Below are 23887 nucleotides of genomic sequence, written 5' to 3' on the forward strand. Positions count from 1 at the left end.
ACGGCCAGAGTACCCGCCGATCAAGGCCACGCCCTTTCCCCGACAGCGCCGGCCATTCGCGACCATCGCCCTGGTCGGGGCGATGGGATCAGAGCACGCGGCGATCGTGGTCCTTAGCTGTGGCTTAGTCGCAGTTAAATGTCGCAATCGCTGGCGTGCTCCGACCCCGACGTGCCGATCAACGCTTTTGAAGCCTGCGACATGCGGACAAACTAGCCAAGCGCCATGCCCAAGGTGCCGCTGTGGCCAAGCCCGCGAGATCTAGTCGACTTCCTGTCGTCCTGGCGGCAGAAAGTCGACTAGATCCAGAGTTTCCGTCGGGAGTGCGCAGACTCGGCGCCGGAAACCATTCCGGGGAAAGTTGTGGTCGCTATGGCAGCAACAGATTTCCCCAAAGCCCGACCGGCCCTCAACGACCCGACCCAACCCGGCACTCCGCGCAGCCCCCGCACAACGCCCAAGTCATCGCCTCGACCAAACTAGGCTGAGTGGCATTGACGGCACGCGTCGCGGTAGCTCACATCTTATTGGGCAATGAATGTGAAGCCACCATTGTGGACGGAACCGATGACCGCGACTCCGAAAAGATCTCTAGATCGGTTTGTCGGGCGTGGTTGGGTGCGCGGCGATCTGGTGCAAGTGTGGGCAGATCGTGATGGTTGGGGTGACGCTGGTCAATTCACCAGCCCGAGGTGGCGGATGTGTCCGCAAGGAGGAGATCGGTCCATTGACACGTCTGAAACACGTTGACAACATGGAGCGATGGTTGGGAGCGCTCCCATCTGCCGATGCCCCACCCATCGGAAGGATCAACGTGACCAGACCCATTGGACGGCTCGCCATAGCCGTTGCGGGCGCCTTGCTCGCCACCGGCCTCACGGCCTCCGCCGCGCAGGCTGAGGGGCCCGAACAGATTGTCAACGGCACCTTCGACAATGGGCATGCCCCCTGGTGGGGGACTGCCAACATCACCCTCGACTCGAGCAGTGGCCAGCTCTGCGCCGGCGTGCCGGGCGGTACCACGAACCCGTGGGACGTGATCATCGGGCAGGACAACGTGCCCCTGGTCAGCGGGGAGACGTACGCCTACACCTTCTTCGCCACCGCCACCCCTGCCAAGGTGGCCAAAGCGCTCATCCAGCTGCCCGTCGACCCGTGGTCGCAGTACCTGAGCGCGAACCCGGAGCTGAGCGTCTCCGGTAACCAGTACACGTACACCTTCACCTCTCCCGTGGATCTGCCGAACGCGCAGGTCGCCTTCCAGATCGGCGGGAGTGCGGATCCGTGGCGGTTCTGCCTCGACAACGTCTCGCTGACCGGCGGCGCCGTGCAGGAGCCGTACGAGCCGGACACCGGACCTCGGGTGCGCGTCAACCAGGTCGGCTACCTCCCCAAGGGGCCCAAGAACGCCACCCTCGTCACCGAGGCGACCGCGGCCCTGCCCTGGCAGCTGAAGAACTCGGCCGGCAAGGTGGTCGCGTCCGGGCGCACTGCGCCGCGCGGTGTGGACGTCTCGTCGGGGCAGAATGTGCACAGCCTCGACTTCGGTCGCTACACCAAGGCGGGCACCGGCTACACCATCGTGGCGGACGGGGAGACAAGCCACCCGTTCGACATCGGTGAGGGTTTCTGGCAGAAGCTGCGCACCGACGCGCTGAAGTTCTACTACACCCAGCGCAGCGGCATCGAGATCCTCGACAGCCTGCGCCCTGGGTACGGCCGCCCGGCGGGCCACGCCGGCGTCGCGCCCAACCAGGGTGACACCAACGTGCCGTGCCAGCCCGGCGTCTGCGACTACACGCTGGACGTCTCCGGTGGCTGGTACGACGCTGGCGACCACGGCAAGTACGTCGTCAACGGCGGCATCTCCGTGCACCAGCTGATGAGCGAGTACGAGCGCTCCCGCGAGCCGTGGACCCTGCGCGACGGCACGCTCGACATCCCGGAGAGCCGCAACCGCGTGCCGGACATCCTCGACGAGGCGCGGTGGGAGCAGGAGTTCCTGCTGAGCATGCAGGTGCCGGCCGGCAAGCCGCTCGCGGGCATGGCCCACCACAAGATCCATGACCAGACCTGGACCGGGCTGCCGCTGCTGCCGCACGTCGACGACCGCCTGCGCGAGCTGCACCCGCCGTCGACCGCGGCGACGCTCAACCTGGCGGCCACCTCGGCACAGGCCGCGCGGGTCTTCAAGCCGTACGACCGGGCGTTCGCCCAGCGCAACCTCGCGGCCGCGAAGACCGCGTGGGCCGCCGCCAAGGCACACCCGGGCGTCATCGCCGACCCGGCCGACGGCAACGGCGGTGGTACGTACAGCGACCCGGACGTGAGCGACGAGTTCTACTGGGCGGCCGCCGAGCTGTACATCACGACCGGCGACCGCGAGTTCAAGGACTTCGTGCTCGCCTCGCCGCACCACACCGCGGACATCTGGCGGGAGCGCGGCTTCGACTGGGGCAACACCGCCCAGCTCGGCCGGATCGACCTGGCCACCCGCCCCAACCACCTGCCCGACCGGCACCGCGTACGGGCGTCGGTGGTGCAGGGCGCCGAGAAGTACCTGGCGACCCAGAAGGCGCACCCGTACGGCATCCCGTACGCGCCGAGCGACAACGTGTACGACTGGGGCTCCAACAACCTCGTCATCAACAACCTGGCGGTTCTCGCGACCGCGTACGACCTGACGGGCAAGGAGCGCTACCTCGACGGCGTGCTCCAGGGGATGGACTACATCTTCGGCCGCAACGCGCTCAACCAGTCCTACGTGACCGGGTACGGCGAGGTGGCGTCGAAGAACCAGCACAGCCGCTGGTACGCCCGGCAGCTCAACCCCGACCTGCCCAACCCGCCGGTCGGCACGCTCTCCGGCGGCCCGAACTCGTCGATCCAGGACCCGGTCGCGCAGCAGAAGCTCCAGGGGTGTGCCCCGCAGTTCTGCTACATCGACGACATCGAGTCATGGTCGACGAACGAGCTGACCATCAACTGGAACGCCCCGCTCGCCTGGATCTCCGCGTTCATCGCGGACCAGGACCGGGGCTAGACAGGCACGGTCGTGGCTACCGCCACCAGCTCGCTGGTGTGGAATCCCGCGATTCCCACATCCGGCGGACGGGGGCGGTAGCCCGGCAGTCCGGTGAGCCCGTCGCTGCCGTCCATCACCCGCAGGCTCACCCGGCCCGCCGGGCCGCTGGACGGGCGCAGCACCAACTCCACCTCCACGCCCTCGGGCGGCGGGGCGTGGAAGACCATTCCGAACGACCAGCGTTCGCCCTCACGGCCGACCGGTGCCGGCTGGCCGGCGACCCGGGCCGAGACGACCGTGGCGGTCGCGGCGTCCACGTGCAGCGAGAGCAGCCGTACGGGGCGCTGCGGCCGCACGCGGAGGCGTAGGTGCCGCTCGCCCGAGGCGCCGGGCAGCGGCTCGACGTCCACTGTGGGCGGTTGCAGCGGGGCCACCTCCGCAGGTCCGGTGCGGAAGTCGTCGTCGCCGAGCCCGGGGAAGTCGGGCAGGGGCGCGGGATCACCGGAGACGTACTGCGACGTCCACTCCTGCTTCGTGCTTTCCTCGCTGAGCCACACCGCCTTGCCGGTACCGGTGTCCAGCGCGTACATGAGCTGGGTCGGCGACGGGTGCCGCGCGTCGAAGCCGTCCACCGACAGGCCCACGACCGTGAACACCACCACGGCCAGCCCGCCGGCCACTCCCGGGTACATCGCGCGCCGCCGGGCCAGCATCGCGGGCATTCCGAGCTGCCCGCTGGCCTCGGCGAAGAGCAGGTCGACCACCGGCAGCGCGGCCAGCCCGAGCAGCACCGCGAAGAGCGCGCCCACGCCGCCCATCGCCAGCCCCAGGGCGGGGAAGAGCAGGACGACGGTGGGTACCAGGATCACGGTGGCCACGGCCGCGCCGGCGGCGAGCGCCACGACACCGATCCGGGGAACCGCGAGCGCGAGCAGGCCACCTGCCGCGGTGGCGAGGGCGGGGAGTGTGGCCAGGTACGCGCCACCGGGCGCCACGAACGCCAGCAGGAGGCCGAACACCACCAGCCAGCCGAGGCCGCCGATCGCCAGGGACGCGGGACCGACGCGGCGACGCAGCAACGCGTACCAGGTGAAAATGACCGCGGCGGAGAGCGAGATCATCGCGAGCCGGAACCACAGCGGACGGTACGGATCGGTCATTTCGGTGTATCCGGGCCGCACCGCCGCGACGATCACCCACAGCACCTGGGCCAACACCGGTGCGAGCAGTACCGGGATGAGGCCCAGGGCGAATCCGCCCAGCACCCTCGGCCACGTGGTGCGCCCGCGGCGGCGGGCGAGCCAGGCGAGCGCCGCGGTCGCGACAAGCGCGGCGAGCGCCAGCGGCCAGGTCAGCCAGCCCGGGTAGCGGACCAGGCCACCGGGGACCGGGAAGTACGTGGCGTCGCCGTCGGCCTCCACAGTGGACAGGTCGAGTCGCCCGAACTCGCGGGCCAGCGCGAGCGCGTTGTCACCGTGCTGCTGGAGGCTCGCCCGGTTCATCGTGGCGGGCGTGTCCTGCGGCGTGTGGTAGACCGCCGCGCCGTCGATGTACGCGGAGTTGAGGCCGGCGAACCCCTTGTCGAGGAACGCGGTGAAGTCGGTGTCGTTCGGCAGCAGCCGGTACACCTCGACCGCGAACGACGTGCCCACGGGGTGGGGCGCGGCCCGGCCGAAGACGCTCACCAGCGCGGCGTTGCGGCGGGACGTCTCGAACGTGATGACCGGCCCGCTGCTGCCGCGCGCTTCGAGGTTGAGCACCACCCCGCCGTTGGCGGCCAGCGGGTGCGACGAGACGAACGCGGAGGCGCCGCAGAGGCATGCCTCCTCGGCGTCGGTCAGCACGAACACCACGTCGTTGCGCGGCCGTGGGCCGCTGGTCAGGGCCCGCGCCACCTCCAGGATCGTGGCCACGCCGGCGCCGTCGTCGTTGCCGCCCGGTCCTATTTGTACCGAGTCGTAGTGCGCGACGAGGAAGACCCGACCGGTGGACGCGGTACCGCGCAGCGTGGCCACCACGTTCCGCACGTGGGCGAACGTCGCGCCACCCGCACCGCCGGAGAGTTGCCCCGCCTCGGTACCCACCGTGTCCTGCACTGCCGGTGACAGGCCGAGGTCGCGGAGCGTGGCCACGATGCGCTCGCGATTGGCGTCGTTCGCGGCGCTGCCGGCCACATGCGTACGCGCACCGAGCGCCTCGACATGCGTGTACGCGCGGCCGGCGCTGAACTCCTCGGCTGGCGCGTCCGCGTCCCGTGGACCCGGTGGCCGGATGTCGAGCAGGGTGATCGCACCCACGGCGACCAGCGCGGCAACGGCCGCCAGTGCGGCCAGCCCACGGCGGTGGGGCGGATGAGTGCGCGGTCCGCGCGGGGCACTAGATCCACGGCCATGGCTGACATCATGCGTCCCGAACGCCATCCCGGCACCCTCCAAGCACGGCGGGTCGCCGGTACCGCCATACGTGGCCTAGCGTGTTGGCATGGCTCTCGCCCGCGTGCACATATCGCGCTCCCCAGGGGTGCGGCGATGACCGTTGTGCCGCCGCGGGCGTATCCCTACGGAGGGGGCGATCCGGGCGCGAGCGTGCCGAATGGTGAGCGCCTGCGCGTCCTCCTGGTGGAAGACGACGAGGCCGACGCGTTTCTCGTCGGCGAGCTGCTCGCGGAGGCTGACGCCAAGGTGGACCTCGCCGTGGCCACGAGCCTCACCGAGGCGCGCGACCGGATCGGCGGCATCGACTGCATCGTGCTCGACCTCGGCCTGCCCGACGCGCAGGGGCTCGACGGGCTGCGCGAGGTGCTGGCGCTGACCGACCAGGCCGCGGTCGTGGTGTTGACCGGCCGCCAGGACGAGCACCTCGGCGTCGGCGCGGTGGCCGAGGGCGCCCAGGACTACCTGCTCAAGGGCCAGGTCGACGGGGTTCTGCTGACCCGCGCGCTGCGCTACGCGGTGGAGCGCAAGCGGGCCGACGACAATGCGCGGCGGCTGCGCGAGGTGGAGCTGCGCGCGGAGGAGTCGGCCCGACTTGAGCGGGGCCTGCTGCCGCAGCCGTTGATGACCACCGAGCTTGTCCAGACGCACCCCTTCTACCAGCCGGGGCGGCACGCGGCCGTGATCGGCGGCGACTTCTACGACGTGGTGCAGGCCGGCGACCGCCTGCACCTGATCGTGGGCGACGTCTGCGGCCACGGTGCCGACGAGGCGGCGCTCGGCGTCGAGCTGCGGGTGGCCTGGCGGGCCCTGATCCTCGCCGGTGTCCCGGACGACGCCGTGCTGCCGGCGCTGGAGCAGGTGCTGATGAGCGAGCGCAGGGCCCGCGAGATATTCGCGACCGTCGCCACGGTGACGCTCGATCTGCCGGCCAACCGCGCTACTGTTCGGCTCGCCGGGCACCCGCCGCCGCTGCTGCTCTCCAGTGGCAAGGTGGAGCCCGTGCCCGCGCCGCACGGGCTGCTGCTCGGCGTGCAGCCCCGGCCGCCCCGTCCATACGACCTGGAGTTCGACGGTGAGGACTGGTCTCTGCTGATGTATACGGACGGCCTCATCGAGGGTCGGGTCGGCCGAGGCAACGAGCGTCTCGACGTCGGCGGCCTGTGCGCCCTGCTCGCCGAGCCGGAGGCCCGCGACGTGGCGCTGCCCGCGCTGCCACAGTGGCTGATCGGACGGGCCGAGGACGCCAATGACGGTCCGCTCGTCGATGACGTCGCGATGCTGCTGGTGACGAGGGGTTCGGGTCGGTGAAGGGATCCTGGAGCCTGCGGCGCAGGGTTACCGCGCTCTGTGCCGTGGTCGGGGGGCTGCTCGCGCTGGTCGCCATCGTCGCGTCGGGTACCGCGGCCGCGTCCCGCTCGCAGGTCGACACGCTGGCCAACCGTGCCACCCCGCTCCGCAGCGCGTCGGAGGCGCTGCTCACCGCGCTCGTCGACCAGGAGACCGCGGTACGTGGCTTCGCGCTCAGCGGAAACGACATGGACCTCCAGCCGTACACCAACGGTATTGCCGAGGAGCGCCGGCTGACGGATGCCATGACGGCCCTGATCGGCGACGAGCAGGGCATCCGGGAGCGCTTGGCGCGGGTGACCACGGCGGCGGCGGAGTGGCGTCGCGAGGTCGCCGAGCCGGTGGTCGCGGCGGTGCGCGACGAGGGCACCGCGACCGCCCAGGCGCTCATCAACGACGCGTCGCGGCAGCGTTTCGACAACGTGCGGGCCACGGTGGAGGACCTACAGGGCGAAATTCGCACGTTCCGCAACGAAACGGCCGACCAAGCGAAGACAAGCAGCACCATCCTCGTGGTACTGCTGATCGCGGCCACGGTGATCGTGCTGCTCGCCGGCATCGCGCTGCTCGTCTCGCTGCGCCGGCTGGTGATCGAGCCGTTGACCAGCCTCGCCGAGCAGGTCCGCGCGGTGGCCGGTGGGCAGTACGACCAGGCGATCGAGACCAACGGCCCGCCCGAGCTCGCCACGCTCGCCGCCGACGTCGACGGCATGCGTCGCAAAATCGCGTCCGACCTCGCCGAGGTGCGGGAGGCGCGGGAGCGGATCGAGTGGGTCAACGGCCAGCTCCAGAGCCAGGCCGAGGAGCTGATGCGCTCCAACCGCGACCTGGAGCAGTTCGCGTACGTGGCTTCGCACGATCTCCAGGAGCCGCTGCGCAAGGTGGCCAGCTTCTGCCAGCTGCTCCAGCGGCGGTACGCGGGCCAGCTCGACGAGCGCGCCGACCAGTACATCGCCTTCGCGGTGGACGGTGCGCAGCGGATGCAGCGGCTGATCAACGACCTGCTCGCCTTCTCCCGGATCGGGCGGATGACCTCAGGCTTCACCGACGTCGACCTCAACGCGCTGATGGCCGACGTGGCCAGCCAGACCGAGTCCGCCCGCAACTACGCCAAGGGTGAGCTGACCTGGGACGATCTCCCCACTGTCATGGGCGAGCAGGCGCTGCTCACCACCCTGCTGGCCAACCTGGTGAGCAACTCGATCAAGTTCCGCCACCCCGACCGCCCGCCCAAGGTGCACGTCTCGGCGGAGCGGGTCGGCGCGGAGTGGGAGATCAGCTGCCGGGACAACGGGATCGGCGTCGAGCAGGAGTTCGCCGACAAGATCTTCGTGATCTTCCAGCGGCTGCACGCCAAGGACTCGTACCCGGGCACCGGCATCGGGCTCGCGATCGCAAAGAAGATCGTCGAATACCATGCCGGCCGGATCTGGGTCGCCCCCGATGTCACCGAGGGTACGGTGATCAGGTTCACGCTGCCGGTGCTTGCCGGGAGTGAGGAGGAGCCGGCGGGCGAGAATGAGCCGGTGCGAGACAGCGAGGTGAACGCGTGACGGTGCCCGCCGACGGGAGGAGCCCGATCGAGGTCCTGCTGGTCGAGGACGACCCCGGCGACGTCCTGATGACGCAGGAGGCCTTCGAGGAGCACAAGCTCCGCAACAAGCTCACCGTGGTCACCGACGGCGACGCCGCTCTCGCATACCTGCGCCGCGAGGGTGAGTACAAGGACGCGGTACCGCCGGACCTCATCCTGCTCGACCTCAACCTCCCTCGCCGCGACGGGCGCGAGGTGCTCGCCGAGATCAAGAAGGACGAGAAGCTCGGGCGCATCCCAGTCGTCGTGCTCACCACCTCGCAGGCCGACGAGGACATCATGCGCAGCTATGAGCTGCACGCGAATGCGTATGTCACCAAGCCCGTCGACTTCGACCGCTTCATCGCGGTGGTCCGCCAGATCGACGAGTTCTTCGTCAGCGTGGTGAAGCTGCCGCCTCGTGGCTGACCTGATCGACTCGGTCGGGCTGCTGCTGCGCGAGGCGGCCGCCACTGTGGTGCTGCCGTCGTTTCAGCACCTCGCCGAGGGTGACGTCGAGGAGAAAGCGCCCGGCGAGGTTGTCACCGTCGCCGACCGGCGCGCCGAGAGGCTGATCGCTGACGGCCTCCGGGCGCTCCTGCCCGACTCCGTCGTGGTCGGCGAGGAGGGCGTCGCCGCCGACCCTTCGGTGCTGGATCTGCTTCGCGAGCCCGGCCTGGTGTGGATAGTCGACCCGATCGACGGCACCGGAAACTTCGCGGCCGGCCACGGCCCGTTCGCCATCATGGCCGCCCTTGTCCGCGGCGGCGCGCCCGTCGGCGCCTGGATCCTCGACCCGCTCGCCGGCACGCTGGCGGTGGCCGAGGCCGGCTCCGGCGCGTACGTCGACGGGGTCCGCGTCACCCTCTCCGCCGAGACCTCCCAGCCGCTGCGCGGGGCCGCGATGAGCCGATTCCTCCCGGCCGACCTGAAAGCCCGCATCCAGAGCGGGCTCCCGGCCATCGACGAGGTGATGCCGGGCCTGCACTGCGCCGGCCGCGAGTACGTCGACATCGTCACCGGTGCGCAGGACTTCGTCCTCTTCTGGCGCACGCTCCCGTGGGATCACGTGCCGGGCGCGCTGCTTGTCGAGGAGGCCGGCGGCGTAGTGCGGCGGCTGGACGGCGGCCCGTACCACCTGGCCGCGGACGGTTATGGCCTGCTGGCCGCAGCCAACGCGCCCACCTGGCGCCGGGTGCACACCGCTCTGCTCAGCTGACGGAGTCGGCCGGCCACTGGGTGCCGACGACCGCGAGCAGCTTAAGCGCCTCGGCGGTACGGCTGCCGGGCGCGGCGCTGTAGATGATGAGGCGCTGTCCGTGGCCGGCGATGTTGAGGGTCTCGCACTCCAGCTCCAGCTCGCCCACCACCGGATGGCGTACCCGTTTCACCGTCGTCCCGTGGCGCACGCAGACCCGTTGCTGCTCCCACCGGCGCACGAACTCCGGGCTGGCCGCGCGCAGGCGGGCGATCAGGCCGTGGATGCCGGGATCGTCCGGGTACTGGCCGGCGGCCGCACGCAGCTCGGCCACGCACTCGTCGGCGAAGGCGGAGGTATCGGGGTCGGCCAGCGCGATGGCGGAGATCTCGCCGCCGAACACGTTCCAAATCATGTTGCGCCGGCCCGGTGGCCAGGTGTCGGGATCGCCGAGCAGAGCGGCGGCTGTCGAGTTCCAAGCGAGGATCTCGTACTTGGCGTCGATGACATACGCCGGAGTGTCGTCGAGGCGGTTGATCAGGTGGATCACGCCGGCCGGCACGTCGGGGCTGGGGCCGGACGGGTGTGCCGGGATCTCGCCGACCAGGTGGTAGAGGTGGGCGCGCTCGGCGTCGTACAGCCGCAGGGCGCGAGCCAGCGCGGAGAGCACCTGCCGCGACGGGCGCGGGCCGCGGGCCTGCTCCAGCCGCGCGTAGTAGTCGACCGAGATGCCGGCCAGCCGCGCCACCTCCTCGCGCCGCAGTCCCGGCGTGCGGCGGCGCGGGCCGGCGGGGAGGCCGACATCCTCGGGGCTTACGCAGGCGCGACGGCTGCGCAGGTAGTCGGCGAGCTGTCGGCGGTCCATGCCGACCATCATGTCCGCCGGCTGTGGCCGGAACCAGGGACCAGCAGTCCGTGGTTAAGGCGTGCTCTCCTCACCGAGGGAAGGGCGCCGCAGGTTTGTCGCCATGAGTGAAAGCAAGGTCGCCCTCGTGACGGGGGCCAACAAGGGCATCGGGTACGAGATCGCGCGCGCCCTCGGCGAGACCGGCGCCACCGTCCTGGTCGGTGCGCGGGACGCGGAGCGCGGTGCGGCCGCCGCGGAGAAGCTCTCCGCCGACGGGGCGGCAGCGGTCGCGCTGCAACTCGACGTCACCGACCCGCTCTCGGTCACGGCCGCGGCAGCGCTGGTCGAGCGGATGTACGGGCGGCTGGACATCCTGGTCAACAACGCCGCCGTCCTCATCGAACGGGGGCAGGCGCCGAGCCGGACGCCGCTGGAGATGCTGGCGCGTACGTACGCCACGAACGTGTACGGCGTCGTCGCGGTGACCAACGCCATGCTGCCGCTGCTGCGCGAGGCGCCGGCCGGGCGCATCGTCAATCTCTCCAGCGGGCTCGGCTCGATGGCGCTGACCGGCGACCCGGAGGGGCCGTACCCGGGGCGTGGCTGCTGGCGTACAACTCGTCGAAGAGCGCGCTCAACTCGATCACGGTCACGTACGCGAACGAGCTGCGGGACACGCCGATCAAGGTGAACGCGGCCGACCCGGGCTACTGCGCGACCGACCTCAACGGGCACTCGGGACCGCGTACGCCGACGCAGGGCGCGGTCGCCGCCGTACGGCTGGCCACGCTCCCGGCGGACGGCCCGACGGCCGGCTTCTTCGACGACGAGGGCACGGTCCCTTGGTAGATCGGCACTACTAAGATCGGCGAGTGTCCACGTACCTGGAGAGTCTCTTCTCGCTGGCCGGGCGCGTGGCGCTCGTGACGGGTGGCAGCTCGGGGATCGGCCGTGCCATCGCGGAGGCCTTAGGCCGCGCGGGCGCCAACGTGGTGCTTGTCGCGCGGCGGGAGGCGCCGCTGGCGGCGGCCGTCGCCGAGCTCGGCACGGTCGGCGTGGAGGCAGCGGCGGTTGCCGCGGATCTCAGCGACCGCGCCGCGCTGCGGGAGGCGGCGGAGGCGGCGGTCAAGTGGTACGGCGAGCCGGACATCCTGGTCAACTCGGCGGCGATCAACCGGCGACCGCACCTGTCCGAGCTGACCGAGGACGACTGGGACGCGACGATCACCGCCAACCTCGACGCACCCTTCCTGCTCGGCCAGCGCTTCGGCCCGGCGATGGCGGAGCGGGGCTGGGGCCGGATCATCAACATCGCCTCCCAGCAGTCGGTGCGGGCGTACGGCAACAGCGGCGCGTACGGTGCCGCGAAGGCGGGCCTGGCCGGGCTGACCCGCTCGCAGGCCGAGGCGTGGTCGCGGCACGGCGTCACGTCGAACGCGATCGCGCCGGGCATCGTGCGTACGCCGCTGACCGCCGAGCTCTTCGCCGACCCGGCCCGGGTGGCCACGGCGGCCGGCCGCACGATGGTGGGGCGCAACGGGGAGCTGGACGACTTCGCAGGCGTGGCGGTCTTCGTCGCGAGCGAGTCGAGCGCGTACGTGACCGGGCAGATGCTCTTCGTGGATGGCGGGTTCTCCGTAGCGTGACAGGGTGGCCCGCATAGCACAGGTGAGCCTTAATTCTGAGGCTCGTGTGACTTAAGTGGCCCGTGAGTCCGGTACGCTCAGGCACCGTGCTTCATCGTCCCCTGGCTGTGGTGCTCGGTCTCCTTCTGGCGTGGGTCGCCACCGGGCCGGCCGCCGCCGCGCCAAATACTGACGACGAGGGTGCCTCCAAGACCCTGCGGGTCCAGCTGGAGGCGGCCAACAAGGGGCACATCGAGGCCAAGGCCAAGCTCGCCAACTCGAAGAAGCGCCAGCTCGAGCTCAACCTCCAGCTCCAGAAGGTCGAAGAGGACCTGGCGGTGACCGGCGGCGAGGTGGCCGCGCTGGCCGCTGAGTCGTATCGGGTCGGCCGGCTGACGCCGATCAACCTGATGCTCAACAGCGCCTCGCCGAATGAGTTCTTGCAGCGGGCGTCCGGGCTCGAGCTGCTCGCCCAGCGCGACGGCAGCGCGATGCGCCGGCTCACCGAGGCGCGCGAAGAGGTCACGCGCACCAAGGCGGCGATCGACAACGAGGTTCGCGAGCAGGCCAAGCAGGTCGCCGTGATGGCGGCGAAGAAGAAGGACCTGGAGAAGGCGCTCGGCATCGGCCAGGCCGGCGGATTCGTCAACGCCGACTCGCCACTGGCCCAGCCCGCCCCGCGCAACTCGGACGGCTCCTGGCCAAGCGAGCGCTGCATCGTCAACGACCCGACCACGAGCGGCTGCATCACGGCCCGCACGCTGCATGCGTACAACCAGGCGCGGGCGGCCGGGTTCAAGCGGTACACGTCGTGCAAACGCAGCGGTGGCGGTGGCGAGCACCCGAAGGGCCGGGCCTGCGACTTCTCCTCGGCGGAGACGACGTTCCTGAATAGCGACGCGGTCGGCGACGACCGGACGTATGGCAACAACCTGGCGGCGTACCTCGTGAAGAACGCCGACCGGCTAGGCGTGCTCTACGTGATCTGGTATCGGCAGATCTGGTCGCCCGGCTCCGGCTGGAAGTCGTACAGCGGCAGCGGCGGTGCCGCGGCGGAGCACACCAATCACGTGCACCTCTCGATGATCTGACTACCCTTTCTGCGTGATGGAGCCGATCCCGCAGACCGCCGCCCCGCTGCCCCCCAAGCTCGCGGCCACGCTTGTATTCCTCGCCAGCGGCGCCGTCCTGGTGCTGGAGACGGTCGCACTACGGCTCGTGGGGCCGTACGTCGGCGTGACACTCCAGGTGACCAGCGCGGTGATCGGCGTCGCGCTTGGCGCGATCGCGTACGGCGCCTGGCTGGGCGGCTTCCTCGCCGACCGGCAGGACCCGCGCCGCCTCCTCGCCCCGGCGCTGGTGCTCGCCGCCATCGCCACCGCCGTGACGCTGCCGATCGTGCGGTGGGCCGGCGAAGGGCTGCGGGGCAGCGCCGACACCGGCATCATCCTGCTCACGGCGCTGGCCGTCTTCGTGCCCGCCGCGCTGCTGTCCGGCATCACGCCGCTCGTGGTCAAGCTCCAGCTCGGCGACCTCAAGCGCACGGGCCAGGTCGTCGGCAAGCTCTCCAGCATCGGCACGCTGGGCGGTATCACGGCCACGCTTGTCACCGGCTTCGTGCTGGTCGCCGCCCTGCCCACCACCGTGATCATCCTGAGCCTGGCCGTGCTGCTCGCGGCGTTCGGCATCGGACTCGGCGTGTACCTCCAGCGCCGCGACCCGGTACCGGCGCCGCCTCGGGCCCGCGCGGTGCTCGCCATCGTCGGGCTGGCCGGCGCGGGACTGTCCACTGTGGCGCCCAACCCGTGCGACATCGAGACGGCGTACCACTGCGCGTCCGTCGTCGAGGATCCGGCCAACCCGTTCGGCCGCCTGCTGATGCTCAACTCGGCCCGCCACTCGTACGTCGACCTGGGCAACCCGGAGCACCTCGAGTTCGCGTACACGCAGTGGATCGGGGCGGTCGCCGACTCGATCGCGCCGGAGGGCCAGCCGCTCGACGCGCTGCACCTGGGCGGCGGCGGCTTCACCATGCCGCGCTACCTCAACGCCACCCGGCCGGGCGGCACCAACGAGGTGTACGAGATCGACGGCGGGCTTGTCGACCTGGCCCGCGACGAGCTGGAGCTGCGCACCGGCCCCGACCTCATGCCGGTCGTCGGCGACGCCCGCGTGCTGGTCACGGCCCGCCCGGCGGCGACCGTGGACTTCGTGGTGGGCGACGCGTTCGGCCACCTTGTGGTGCCGTGGCACCTCGCCACCCGGGAGATGGCCGAGCAGATCCACCGCACGATGCGGCCCACCGGTGTGTACGCGCAGAACGTCATCGACTACCCGCCGCTCCGCTTCATCCGGGCCGAGATGGCGACCGTGGCCGACGTCTTCCCGCACGTTGCATTGATCGGGCCGCCGGAGGCGCTGGCCGGTGAGGAGGGGGCCAACTTTGTGATCGTCGCCTCCGCCGCGCCGCTGCCGATCGAGGCGATTCGCGCCCACTTGACCGGTAGCGTCACGGAGCCGGTCACTCTGCTCGCCGGTGCAGATCTGGATGCGTTTGTACGGGATGCCCGGGTGCTCACCGACGACTTCGCACCGGTCGACCAACTCCTGGCCGGACCGTGACCTTTCCGCAGGTGTAGGCGCCGCCCGGCGGGGCAATTGCCATGACATGACGGTGCTGGGTGGTCGGTACCGCCTCACCACGCGACTCGGCGCGGGCGGTATGGCGGTGGTCTGGCGGGCGTACGACGAAGTCCTCGACCGGCCGGTAGCCGTGAAGGTGCTCGCGCCACGGGTCGCCGCGGACCCCAGCTTCCGCTGGCGGCTGCGTGCCGAGGCGCAGGCGGCCGGCAAGCTCTGTCACCCGCACATCACGGGCGTCTACGACTACGGCGAGCAGGACGGCGCTCCGTACGTCGTCATGGAGCTCATCGACGGACAGTCGATGGCCGCGTCGCTCGACCTCGACGGGCCCCTGCCTTGGCCCGAGGCGGTCAAGGCGTGCGCCGAGGTGGCGTCCGCGCTTGCCGTCGCACACGCACACGGCGTGGTACATCGGGACGTGAAGCCCTCCAACGTGATGCTCACCGCGGGCGGGGCCAAAGTCGTCGACTTCGGTATCTCCGCGTTGATCGGCGCGAGCGACGTGACGCCCGAGGGCGGCCTGCTCGGTACGCCCGCGTACCTCGCGCCGGAGCGGATGGAGGGCGGGCAGGTCTCGCCGGCCACCGACGTGTACGCCCTGGGCCTGCTCCTCTACCGCGCGCTGACCGGGCACCTTCCGTGGGAGGCGACCACCACCACGCAGATGCTGCGCGCTCACCGGTACACCGATCCCGGGCCGCTGCCGCCGGTGGAAGGGCTGCCCGAAGCGGTAGCCCTGCTCTGCCGGCGGTGCCTCGCCAAGCGGCCGGAGACACGGCCGAGCAGCGCGGAGGCGGCGGGTGTGCTGGCGTCGTTCTCCACGCCGTCCTGGATACCCGTCGCCACCCCGGCCGCACCGTCGCGCAGCCGCCAGTGGGCGGGCGCCGTGCTGGCCGCCGCCGCGCTGCTCGCGGTCACCGGAGGGCTGTGGGTCAACGGAAACCGGAGCTCTTCGGGTACCTCCGGCACGGGTGCGGCCGCCGCGTCGGTGGTGCTCCCGAGGAGCCCATCGGGAAGCCCGCCAAGGCCTGCTCGGTGACGTACTCGTTGAGGCGCGACTCCGGCCGCGAGTTCCGCGCGGACCTGACCTTGACGAACGCCGGCGGCCAGCCGGTCGAAGGGTGGCGGCTGACGTTCGCCTTCCCGGGCGACCAGCGGCTCACCGACGCGCGGCGGGTCGACTTCGCGCAGTCCGGCCGCGATGTTGTGCTCGAGCCGGACCACGAGCAGCCGATCGACGCGGGTGAGTCGTTCTCGGTGGGCGTGACCGGCCGGTACCAGAAGGCGAACCCGCTGCCGACCGCGTTCGCCGTGGACGGTACCGAGTGCGAGGCGCTTGTCTCAGGCGCGCCGCCAGCCACGCCCGGACCGACCGCCCGCTCCGGTTCGGGCGGGTCCGACGACAGGTCCGGCCCGGGTGCCTCTTCCGACGACGACAGCTCGGGCAAAGGCAAGGGCAGGTCCGGGCACGGTGACGACGACGAGGAGGACGACTAGCCGCTAGGTAGCGGCGGCGAAGCGTTGAACCTGCTCGGTCGTACCGGCCACGATGAGTACGCAGTTGCCGGGCAGGACGGTGTCCGGTGCCGCGTACACGAAGTCGGTGCCGGGCTTCTTGACCCCGACCACTGTCACGCCGTACCTCGTGCGTAGCCCGATCTCGGCCAGCGTGCGGCCGGCGGCGTCGCGGGGCGCACGGGTCTTGGCGATCGCGAAATCGTCGTCGAGCTCGATGAAGTCGAGCATGCGGCTGGTGATCAGGTGGGCCACCCGCTCGCCCATCGTCGCCTCGGGATAGATCACGTGGTGCGCGCCGACCGACCGCAGGATCTTGCCGTGCTTGGTCGAGATCGCCTTGGCCCAGATCTCGCGTACGCCGACCTCGGTAAGCGCGAGAACGGTCAGCACGCTCGCCTCGATGTCGGTACCGATGCCCACGACCGCCCGGCCGAACTCGGTCATCCCGATCTGCCGCAGCACCTCCTCGTCGGTGGCGTCGGCCTGCACAACGTGGGTGAGCCGGTCGGACCACTGCTGTACCAGCTTCGGGTCCTCGTCGACGCCGAGCACCTCGTGACCCAGCCGGGTCAGCGAGTCGGCCACCTGGCCGCCGAAGCGGCCCAGCCCGATCACCGCCACGTTTTCGTCCGAGGTCGGCGCCTTGGTCTTCTCAGCCAACGATGGGTCGCTCCTCCGGGTACCGGTACAGCCGGCCGCGGGTGTTGAGCGCGAGCGCCGCGGCGACGGCGATCGGGCCCACCCGGCCGACGTACATCAACACGATCAGTGCGAGCTGTCCCGGGCCGGTCAGCTCGGCGGTCAGGCCGACGGTGATGCCAGCGGTGCTGAACGCCGACATGGCCTCGAAGAGCGCCCGGTCGAGCGGCACGCCCGTGGTGAGGGCGAGCAGTGCCAAGGTACCGCCGGCGGCTGTGGCGAGGCCGAGAAGGGCGACCGTCGTCGCCTGCCGCTGCGTCGACTCGGCGATGCGGCGGCGCCCGACCACGACGTCGCGCTCGCCCCGGACCTCAGACCAGATCACGTACGCGAGCAGGAAGAACGTGGTGACCTTGATGCCGCCGGCGGTGCTCGCGCTGCCGCCGCCGACGAACATCAGGCCGATGATCATCGCGGTCGTGTCGGCGTGCATCGCGCCGTAGTCGACCGTGTTGTAGCCGCCGGAGCGGGGGATCGTGCCCTGTACGAAGGAGGCGAGGATCTTCTCGGCGACCCCGAGCGGCCCGAGCGTGCCCGGGTTGGCCCACTCGAAGCCCAGCACGGTGGCGAAGCCCACCACCAGCAGCACCACCGAGCCCCACACGGTCAGCCGGGTGTGCGTCGACCAGGCGGATGGCCGGCGCAGCTCACGGCCGATCTCGTACAGCACCGGCACGCCCAGGCCGCCGACGATCACGCCCAGCGTCAGTGGCACGCAGATCCACCAGTCGCCGACGAACCCGAAGAGGCCGTCGCTACGCAGCGAGAAGCCGGAGTTGTTGAACGCCTGGATCGCGTTGAACGCGCCCTCCCACAGGGCCCGCCCCAGCGGGACGTCGTACGTGAGCCAGAGCCGCCCGGCGACGATCGCCGCGATCACCGCCTCGCTGGCGAACATCACGACCGCGGCGAGCACGAGCACCGCGCGTACCTCACCGAGGGCAAGCCCGGCGCTCGTCTCGGCCCGCGCCATCAGCCGGCTGCGCAGCCCCAGCCGCTGGGAGACGAGCAGGCCGAGCAGCGTCGCCATCGTCGCAATGCCGTACCCGCCGACCTGGGTGAGCAGCGCGATCATCGCGTGCCCGAAGTCCGACCAGTAGGTCGCGGCGTCCACCGGGGACAGTCCGGTCGTGCAGATCGCCGAGGTCGAAGTGAAGAGCGCGGTCATGAACGACGGCGTGCCCGGCCCTCGGCGGGAGATGGGCAGCATCAGCAGAACGGTGCCGACGGCGATCACGCCCAGGAACGCGAGGGGCACGATCCGGGCTGGGTGTTGCAGGGTACGGCGCATCAGGCATGTTCATATCACGGCTGATCATTGGACAGTCTGGCTTCGTCCGGGGCGGCTTGACTCTGGCCGTGCGTACCAAACTTCCAGTAGTGGTCCTGGCCGGCGCTATGCTGGCGACCATCATTGCCGTACCTACCGGCGCCGTCGCGCACCGCGACGAGGAGCCGACTGTCATCGGACACCGTGGAGCCAGTGGCCTCCGTCCCGAGCACACGCTCGAGGCGTACCGGCTGGCGATCGCGGTCGGAGCCGACTACATCGAGCCCGACCTGGTCTCCACCAAGGACGGTGTCCTGGTGGCCCGCCACGAGAACGAGATCTCCGGTACCACGGACGTCTCCACCAAGCCGGAGTTCGCCGGCCGCCGGGTGACCAAGACGATCGACGGCGTGGCCGTCACCGGGTGGTTCACCGAGGACTTCACGCTCGCCGAGCTGAAGACGCTCCGCGCCAAGGAGCGGCTGCCGCAGGTGCGCCCGACGAACACCGCGTTCGACGGTCTGCTTGAGATCCCGACGCTCCAGGAGGTCATCGACCTGGCCAAGGCCGAGAGCCGCCGCCACGGCCGGACCATCGGTATCTACCCGGAGACCAAGCACCCGACGTACTTCCAGGAGATCGGGCTGCCGCTGGAGGAGCCGCTGGTTCGGGTCCTCAAGCGCAACGGGCTGACCGAGAAGAAGGACGCCGTTATCGTGCAGTCCTTCGAGACGGCCAACCTCCGCAAGCTCGACAAGATGATCGACGTGAAGCTGGCCCAGCTGATCAACGCCTCCGGCAAGCCGTACGACTTCGTGGTGGCGAACGACCCCCGGACCTACGCCGACCTGGTCAAGCCCGAGGGTCTGAAGTGGATCAGCCGCTACGCCGACGGCGTGGGCGTGGAGAAGAGCCTCATCGTGCCGCGGGACGCGTCCGGCAAGCTGATGGCGCCGACCACGCTGATCCGTGACGCCCACCGCAACGACCTGATCGTCCACGGGTGGACGTTCCGGGCGGAAAACCAGTTCATGGCGACCGACTTCCGGATCGGCACCGACCCGAACGCGCGCGGTGACATCTACGCCGAGTTCGCCCTCTACTACCGTCTGGGCATCGACGGCGTCTTCAGCGACCACCCGGACACCGCCGTGGCCGCTCGCGTCGGCTTCGCCAAGTAAGCAGTTCAGCAGCTCTAAGGTGCCGCCGGCCTCGTGGGGCCGGCGGCACCGCTGCTTTCCTGGAGCCTGGCCAGCTCCGCACCCACGCCCGGCGGGAGCGTGGCGGTGGGCGCCTCGTCGGCCGTGGGCACTGCGGCCTGCGGGCGGCGCAGCCGCCACAGCACGCCGAGCAGCAACATCGCCGAGAACGCGAAGACGATGCTCGCGGTGAGCAGGGTCGAGGAGAGCGAATCGGACTGGCCGGTGGGATTGAGCGGCGGCCGGGCCGCGACGCGTTTCGTGGGCGTCACCGGCGGTACGGGAGCCTGCTGAACAGGCGGCGCGGTCGTCTCGTCGGCCGGGGGTTCCGTGACGGGCAGCGCCGGCGGTGTCGTTTCGGGCGGCGGGGCCGTCGTGGCGACGGCGTCGACCACGACTGTCGTCGCACGGGCGCTGTCGAGCAGCTTCCCGTTGACCGCGTGCGCCGAGACTTCGAGCTCGGCCGGACCGGACGGCGTGCCGTCCAGGAACGCGATCCGGTAGCTTGCCGCCACTGTGGTGTCCGCGCCGCAGATCAGCTTGGAGTCGACGAGCGGGTCGACCGCCTCGACCGTGCCGTCCGCGGATGACGTGTCGCGCAGCGCGAGCGCCTGCCCGGACACCACCCGCTCCATGCGGACGTGCTCGGCGGCGAGGCCGTCCAACCGTACGGTGATCGTCCGCCGGGTCTGCGTGCAGCCATTGTCCGAGCGGCTCACCACGAGGTCGAACCGCGCAGGCGCGCCGCCGACGGTAACGGTCCGGGCCGGACCGTCCAGCTCGACGGCACAGCACTTCTCCTTGCCCCGCTCGCCCTTGGCTGCTTTGCCGGCGGCGGCCGGCTTGTCCTTGGTGGCTGGCTTGTCTTTTGTGGCCGCGAACGTGGGCACGGTCAGCGCCAACCCGGCAAGCCCGAGGCCCACCACGGCAGCCCGCACCACGACGCGTCGTCCGCCCGTCACGACGCCCAGGCTAGGCGCTAACCGACGTGTCCGGAAAGGACGACTATTAGCGTCTTCTGTCGATCAAAGTAAGGAGTTTCAGCCCAGAGTGCTGAACCCGCAACTCCCTGTCGGGAACCCTCGGACCTGTGCCTCCAGCCACCGCCGTGAATCCCCGGTATCCGAGCCGCGTCAACGCCGCTCTCTGCGCCGGGCTGCCTGACCTGCGCGCGTTCGGTAGTCGACAACGCCCATCTGGGTAAGCCAGTACACGTCCGGTCGGCGAGCGACGGCGCGCGCTCCGATTTCGGCAAGGTTGGTCGCAAGCAGGTCGACGATCTGCTGGCGGGTCGCCTCACCTGGGAAGAGGAACATATGGATCTTCGCATCGAGGTAGGCCTGCAACTCAAGTTCGCGTACCAGGATGTGTTGGTCTCGGCAGAAAACAACCCAGCCGGTCGCGCCCACAAGCGTTAGCCATTCCTCGTCGTCGAGGCCTCGGTCCAACCTTTCCCGGCCGAATACGGAGGCCGGTGTATGAACGGTGTATCCGAGATCGCTGATAAATCGCCGTACCGTGCGCCCGGCCATGTTTTCGTCGATGTAGAACTCAGGCGGCGCGGCCCAAGAGGATGCGTGCGGCGGTGCGGACGTCGCCGATTGGGAGGCCGAACTCCTCCGCGACGATTTCAGCGCTCTCACCCGCCCTCATCATGCCGGCGACGTCCGCTACGCGGACTCCAGTGCCGGCGAAGATCGGCTGTCCGAACGAACGTCGTACATCGACTACAACCTTTGATGGCTGCCAGTGGCGGAGCGTGAGCTCGATCGGGAGGCGCTCATCGTCCCACGCCACGTACTGAAGGTGGTCCTGAACGATCTCTCGAAATACGTGCTGACCGGTGTCGCCAGCGATAAGGCCGTGGCCGGCCCGGCTTCGAGAAAAATCCCAGAGAACGTCGATGCCGTCAGTTGCCAGCTCGGGCGCGACCAGCACGTATTCGCGACCGAATTCCCTCTGGAGCTCCTTGAGGGCCGGTCGGATCCGCTGGGGCGGACGCCAGCGTCTCGCAGGGCATCGAGGACGTGGCCCTCGGCGAGTGCGATGAACGTCACCGGTAGCGGTGTCCGCCCACGGTCAAGAACATGCAGCAACGGCTGGCCGAGCCCGTAGCCGCGCGCCCAGCGGTGGAAAGTCTGCTTTGGCACTCTTAGATAGCGGCCAGCCTGCGACAGGTTGAGCAGGCCCTCGGTGAAGCGGACATCCTGCACGTCGACCGCCTCCTCTCGTCCCGGCCACAGGCTACCGCGCTATACCGGGCTCTCCCGGGAATGTTTCAGACCGTCGCATAATCAGTTCAGGGTTCGCGAGGCTTATACACCCGAGCGGTGGTCTGGGGTGGCCTTGATCGGCGTGCGTGGGGCGGCCGTATCCGGGCGCGGCTGATAGGAAGGGGCGATGCGGGAACGAGCCGAAGCCATCCTCCAGCGCCTCGCTGGCGACCACGCCAAGCTCCGCGAAGACCAGTGGCGGGCGATCGAGGCCCTGGTCGCGGGGCGTCGGCGGGTGCTCTGCGTGCAGCGCACCGGGTGGGGCAAGTCAGCGGTCTACTTCGTGGCCACCGCGCTCCTGCGGCAGCAGGGCACGACCGGGCCGACCGTCATCGTCTCGCCGCTGCTGGCGCTCATGCGCAACCAGGTCGAGGCGGCGGGCCGCGCCGGCATCCGGGCCCGCACGATCAACTCGGCCAACCTGGACGAGTGGGACCAGATCACCGACGAGATCCGGGCCGGCGCGGTCGACGTGCTGCTGATCAGCCCGGAGCGGCTCAACAACCCTGACTTCCGCGACACCGTGCTGCCCCGGCTGGCCGCCACCACCGGGCTGCTCGTGGTCGACGAGGCGCACTGCGTCTCCGACTGGGGGCACGACTTCCGGCCCGACTACCGGCGGCTGCGCACGTTCCTCGCCGGCCTGCCGGAGCGCACGCCGGTGCTGGCCACCACCGCGACCGCCAATGCCCGGGTCACCGCCGACGTGGCTGACCAGCTCGGTGACGCGCTGGTGCTGCGCGGGGCGCTCGACCGCGACTCGCTGCGCCTGGCTGTGGTCGACCTCGCCACGCCGGCGCACCGCCTCGCCTGGCTGGCCGACCACCTCGACCGGCTCCCCGGCTCGGGGATCATCTACACCCTCACGGTCGCGGCGGCGGGGGAGGCGGCCGAGTTCCTCCGCTCGCGGGGTACCCGGTCGCGTCGTATACCGGCCAGTCCGACGACGCCGAGCGCCGTGCCGCCGAGCAGGACCTGCTGGACAACAAGGTCAAGGCGCTGGTGGCCACGTCCGCGCTGGGGATGGGCTTCGACAAGCCGGACCTGGGCTTCGTGGTCCACCTGGGTGCGCCGCCGTCGCCGATCGCGTACTACCAGCAGGTGGGGCGTGCCGGCCGGGCGGTCGAGCAGGCGGAGGTGCTGCTGCTGCCCGGCGCCGAGGACGCCGCGATCTGGCGCTACTTCGCCTCGCTCGCGTTCCCGCCGGAAGACCAGGTGCGCACCGTGCTGGCGGCGCTCTCCACCGACCGTCCACTCTCGACCCCCGCGCTGGAGCCGATCGTCGACCTGCGGCGTACGCGGCTGGAGCTGATGCTCAAGGTGCTCGACGTCGACGGTGCGGTCCACCGGGTGCGCGGCGGCTGGCTCGCGACCGGCGACCCGTGGACGTACGACGCCGCACGGCTGCACCGTGTCGCCGAGGCGCGCACCGCGGAGCAGCAGTCGATGCGCGAGTACACGGCGACCGCGGGGTGCCGGATGGAGTTCCTGCGGCGGTGCCTCGACGACCCCGGCGCGGTCCCCTGTGGACGCTGTGACAACTGCACCGGGCCCCGGTTCGGCGCCGAGGTGTCGGCGCCCGCGCTCGCGGCGGCACAGGCGTTCCTGGGGCGGGCAGGGGTCGAGGTCCCGCCGAAGAAGCTGTGGCCCACCGGCCTTGAGCAGGTCGGCGTCCCCTTGCGCGGCAAGATCCTGCCCGGCGAGCAGGCGGCGAGCGGCCGTGCCGTGGGCCGCCTCTCCGACCTCGGCTGGGGCTCCCGGTTGCGTACTGTCGCCGGCCCCGACTCGCCCGACGCTCCGCTGCCCGCGGACGTGGCCGGCGCGGTGGTGGAGGTGCTCAAGACCTGGGCCCGCGGTGATGACCCGTGGCTGGCGCGCCCGGTCGGCATCGTGGCCGTCGGTTCGCGCCGGCACCCGCGACTCGTCCAGAGCCTCGCCGAGCACATCGCGACCGTCGGGCGCCTGCCGCTGCTCGGGGTGCTGCCGCCCGCTGGCGAGGGCGGCGGCGCGCGGGGCAACAGCGCCCAGCGGGTGCGCACGCTGCACGGCGGGTTCGTGCCGCCGGACGATCTCGCCACGCGACTGGCCGCACTGGACGGTCCGGTGCTGCTCGTCGACGACCTGGTCGACTCGGGCTGGACCATGACGATGGCCGCCCGCCAGCTCCGCCTGGCCGGCGCACCGCTGGTCCTCCCGCTGGCGCTGGGCGTGAGCGGCTAGCCGTGCTGCCGACAA

Annotated in this window: 18 protein-coding genes and 3 pseudogenes; 13 read left to right on the forward strand and 8 right to left on the reverse strand. The window is 70.7% G+C overall.

Annotated elements, in window-relative coordinates; genetic code table 11:
• Positions 1–754 precede the first annotated feature (754 nt).
• Positions 755–3043 (forward strand): glycoside hydrolase family 9 protein, encoded by a 2289-nt coding sequence (locus Pflav_RS36180; RefSeq protein ID WP_173041168.1) that lies wholly within the window; start codon positions 755–757, stop codon positions 3041–3043.
• Here the strand turns inward: Pflav_RS36180 and Pflav_RS36185 are convergent.
• Positions 3040–5322, reverse strand: a complete 2283-nt coding sequence (locus tag Pflav_RS36185) for a M28 family peptidase (protein ID WP_232072323.1) — start codon at positions 5320–5322, stop codon at positions 3040–3042. The two genes, Pflav_RS36180 and Pflav_RS36185, sit on opposite strands and share 4 nt — an antisense overlap.
• A gap of 231 nt (positions 5323–5553) precedes the next feature.
• Between Pflav_RS36185 and Pflav_RS36190 the strand changes: the two genes are divergently transcribed.
• From Pflav_RS36190 to Pflav_RS36205, 4 genes are read left to right on the forward strand one after another with little or no spacing between them, the layout of a single operon-like run.
• Positions 5554–6768: a PP2C family protein-serine/threonine phosphatase gene (locus Pflav_RS36190; RefSeq protein WP_173041170.1), complete on the forward strand. Its 1215-nt coding sequence runs from the start codon at positions 5554–5556 to the stop codon at positions 6766–6768.
• Positions 6765–8360 (forward strand): sensor histidine kinase, encoded by a 1596-nt coding sequence (locus Pflav_RS36195; protein ID WP_173041171.1) that lies wholly within the window; start codon positions 6765–6767, stop codon positions 8358–8360. The genes Pflav_RS36190 and Pflav_RS36195 overlap by 4 nt, the downstream gene beginning before the upstream one ends.
• A complete protein-coding gene (locus tag Pflav_RS36200) occupies positions 8357–8809 on the forward strand; it encodes a response regulator (RefSeq protein WP_173041172.1) in 453 nt (150 codons plus the stop codon). The genes Pflav_RS36195 and Pflav_RS36200 overlap by 4 nt, the downstream gene beginning before the upstream one ends.
• Positions 8802–9599 carry an inositol monophosphatase family protein gene (locus tag Pflav_RS36205; RefSeq protein WP_173041173.1) on the forward strand — a complete coding sequence of 266 codons (798 nt, stop codon included), beginning with the start codon at positions 8802–8804 and terminating at the stop codon, positions 9597–9599. Before Pflav_RS36200 ends, Pflav_RS36205 begins: the two co-directional genes overlap by 8 nt.
• Here the strand turns inward: Pflav_RS36205 and Pflav_RS36210 are convergent.
• Positions 9592–10443 (reverse strand): helix-turn-helix transcriptional regulator, encoded by an 852-nt coding sequence (locus tag Pflav_RS36210; protein WP_173041174.1) that lies wholly within the window; start codon positions 10441–10443, stop codon positions 9592–9594. The two genes, Pflav_RS36205 and Pflav_RS36210, sit on opposite strands and share 8 nt — an antisense overlap.
• Before the next feature lie 103 nt (positions 10444–10546).
• Between Pflav_RS36210 and Pflav_RS36215 the strand changes: the two are divergent.
• From Pflav_RS36215 to Pflav_RS36240, 6 genes and pseudogenes are all read left to right on the forward strand, one after another.
• Positions 10547–11274 (forward strand): annotated as a pseudogene (locus Pflav_RS36215) (SDR family oxidoreductase).
• 23 nt (positions 11275–11297) lie between these two features.
• The gene (locus tag Pflav_RS36220; protein ID WP_173041175.1) at positions 11298–12071 is read left to right on the forward strand and encodes an SDR family NAD(P)-dependent oxidoreductase; all 774 of its coding nucleotides are present in this window, start codon (positions 11298–11300) and stop codon (positions 12069–12071) included.
• A 101-nt stretch (positions 12072–12172) separates the two neighbouring features.
• The gene (locus tag Pflav_RS36225; protein ID WP_232072781.1) at positions 12173–13141 is read left to right on the forward strand and encodes a coiled-coil domain-containing protein; all 969 of its coding nucleotides are present in this window, start codon (positions 12173–12175) and stop codon (positions 13139–13141) included.
• A gap of 16 nt (positions 13142–13157) precedes the next feature.
• Positions 13158–14672: a fused MFS/spermidine synthase gene (locus Pflav_RS36230; RefSeq protein ID WP_173042838.1), complete on the forward strand. Its 1515-nt coding sequence runs from the start codon at positions 13158–13160 to the stop codon at positions 14670–14672.
• A gap of 46 nt (positions 14673–14718) precedes the next feature.
• Positions 14719–15732: a serine/threonine-protein kinase gene (locus tag Pflav_RS36235; protein WP_173041177.1), complete on the forward strand. Its 1014-nt coding sequence runs from the start codon at positions 14719–14721 to the stop codon at positions 15730–15732.
• Complete coding sequence (locus Pflav_RS36240) at positions 15729–16190, forward strand: cellulose binding domain-containing protein (protein WP_173041178.1); 462 nt, start codon at positions 15729–15731, stop codon at positions 16188–16190. Before Pflav_RS36235 ends, Pflav_RS36240 begins: the two co-directional genes overlap by 4 nt.
• 3 nt (positions 16191–16193) lie before the next feature.
• Here the strand turns inward: Pflav_RS36240 and Pflav_RS36245 are convergent, their stop codons facing one another.
• Together Pflav_RS36245 and Pflav_RS36250 are read right to left on the reverse strand one after the other, a co-directional pair.
• Complete coding sequence (locus Pflav_RS36245) at positions 16194–16871, reverse strand: potassium channel family protein (RefSeq protein WP_173041179.1); 678 nt, start codon at positions 16869–16871, stop codon at positions 16194–16196.
• Complete coding sequence (locus tag Pflav_RS36250) at positions 16864–18201, reverse strand: TrkH family potassium uptake protein (RefSeq protein WP_173041180.1); 1338 nt, start codon at positions 18199–18201, stop codon at positions 16864–16866. Before Pflav_RS36250 ends, Pflav_RS36245 begins: the two co-directional genes overlap by 8 nt.
• A 107-nt stretch (positions 18202–18308) precedes the next feature.
• Between Pflav_RS36250 and Pflav_RS36255 the strand changes: the two genes are divergently transcribed.
• Positions 18309–19361, forward strand: a complete 1053-nt coding sequence (locus Pflav_RS36255; RefSeq protein WP_415624408.1) for a glycerophosphodiester phosphodiesterase — start codon at positions 18309–18311, stop codon at positions 19359–19361.
• A gap of 14 nt (positions 19362–19375) precedes the next feature.
• Here the strand turns inward: Pflav_RS36255 and Pflav_RS36260 are convergent, their stop codons facing one another.
• The 4 genes and pseudogenes from Pflav_RS36260 to Pflav_RS49170 form a co-directional block, all read right to left on the reverse strand.
• Positions 19376–20341 (reverse strand): hypothetical protein, encoded by a 966-nt coding sequence (locus Pflav_RS36260; RefSeq protein ID WP_173041182.1) that lies wholly within the window; start codon positions 20339–20341, stop codon positions 19376–19378.
• Between the two features lie 171 nt (positions 20342–20512).
• Positions 20513–20911: a PIN-like domain-containing protein gene (locus Pflav_RS36265; protein ID WP_173041183.1), complete on the reverse strand. Its 399-nt coding sequence runs from the start codon at positions 20909–20911 to the stop codon at positions 20513–20515.
• A 19-nt stretch (positions 20912–20930) separates the two neighbouring features.
• Entirely contained in the window at positions 20931–21317 is a 387-nt protein-coding gene (locus Pflav_RS44285) for a DUF433 domain-containing protein (RefSeq protein WP_197938832.1), read from the reverse strand.
• A gap of 71 nt (positions 21318–21388) precedes the next feature.
• Positions 21389–21592, reverse strand: a pseudogene (locus Pflav_RS49170) (hypothetical protein); the annotation flags it as partial.
• 187 nt (positions 21593–21779) lie between these two features.
• Here Pflav_RS49170 and Pflav_RS36275 point away from each other — a divergent pair.
• A pseudogene (locus tag Pflav_RS36275) lies at positions 21780–23872 on the forward strand (RecQ family ATP-dependent DNA helicase).
• The last annotated feature ends 15 nt before the right edge of the window (positions 23873–23887 follow it).

The organism is Phytohabitans flavus, from assembly GCF_011764545.1.
In the GTDB taxonomy this organism is placed as follows: Bacteria; Actinomycetota; Actinomycetes; order Mycobacteriales; family Micromonosporaceae; genus Phytohabitans; species Phytohabitans flavus.

Coding starts and splice junctions, on each gene's coding strand:
- Pflav_RS36180 (WP_173041168.1), top strand. CDS start 755: ATGGAGCGATGGTTGGGAGCGCTCCCATCTGCCGATGCCCCACCCATC.
- Pflav_RS36190 (WP_173041170.1), top strand. CDS start 5,554: ATGACCGTTGTGCCGCCGCGGGCGTATCCCTACGGAGGGGGCGATCCG.
- Pflav_RS36210 (WP_173041174.1), bottom strand. CDS start 10,443: ATGGACCGCCGACAGCTCGCCGACTACCTGCGCAGCCGTCGCGCCTGC.
- Pflav_RS36230 (WP_173042838.1), top strand. CDS start 13,158: ATGGAGCCGATCCCGCAGACCGCCGCCCCGCTGCCCCCCAAGCTCGCG.
- Pflav_RS36235 (WP_173041177.1), top strand. CDS start 14,719: ATGACGGTGCTGGGTGGTCGGTACCGCCTCACCACGCGACTCGGCGCG.
- Pflav_RS36250 (WP_173041180.1), bottom strand. CDS start 18,201: ATGCGCCGTACCCTGCAACACCCAGCCCGGATCGTGCCCCTCGCGTTC.
- Pflav_RS36255 (WP_415624408.1), top strand. CDS start 18,309: ATGCTGGCGACCATCATTGCCGTACCTACCGGCGCCGTCGCGCACCGC.
- Pflav_RS36265 (WP_173041183.1), bottom strand. CDS start 20,911: ATGGCCGGGCGCACGGTACGGCGATTTATCAGCGATCTCGGATACACC.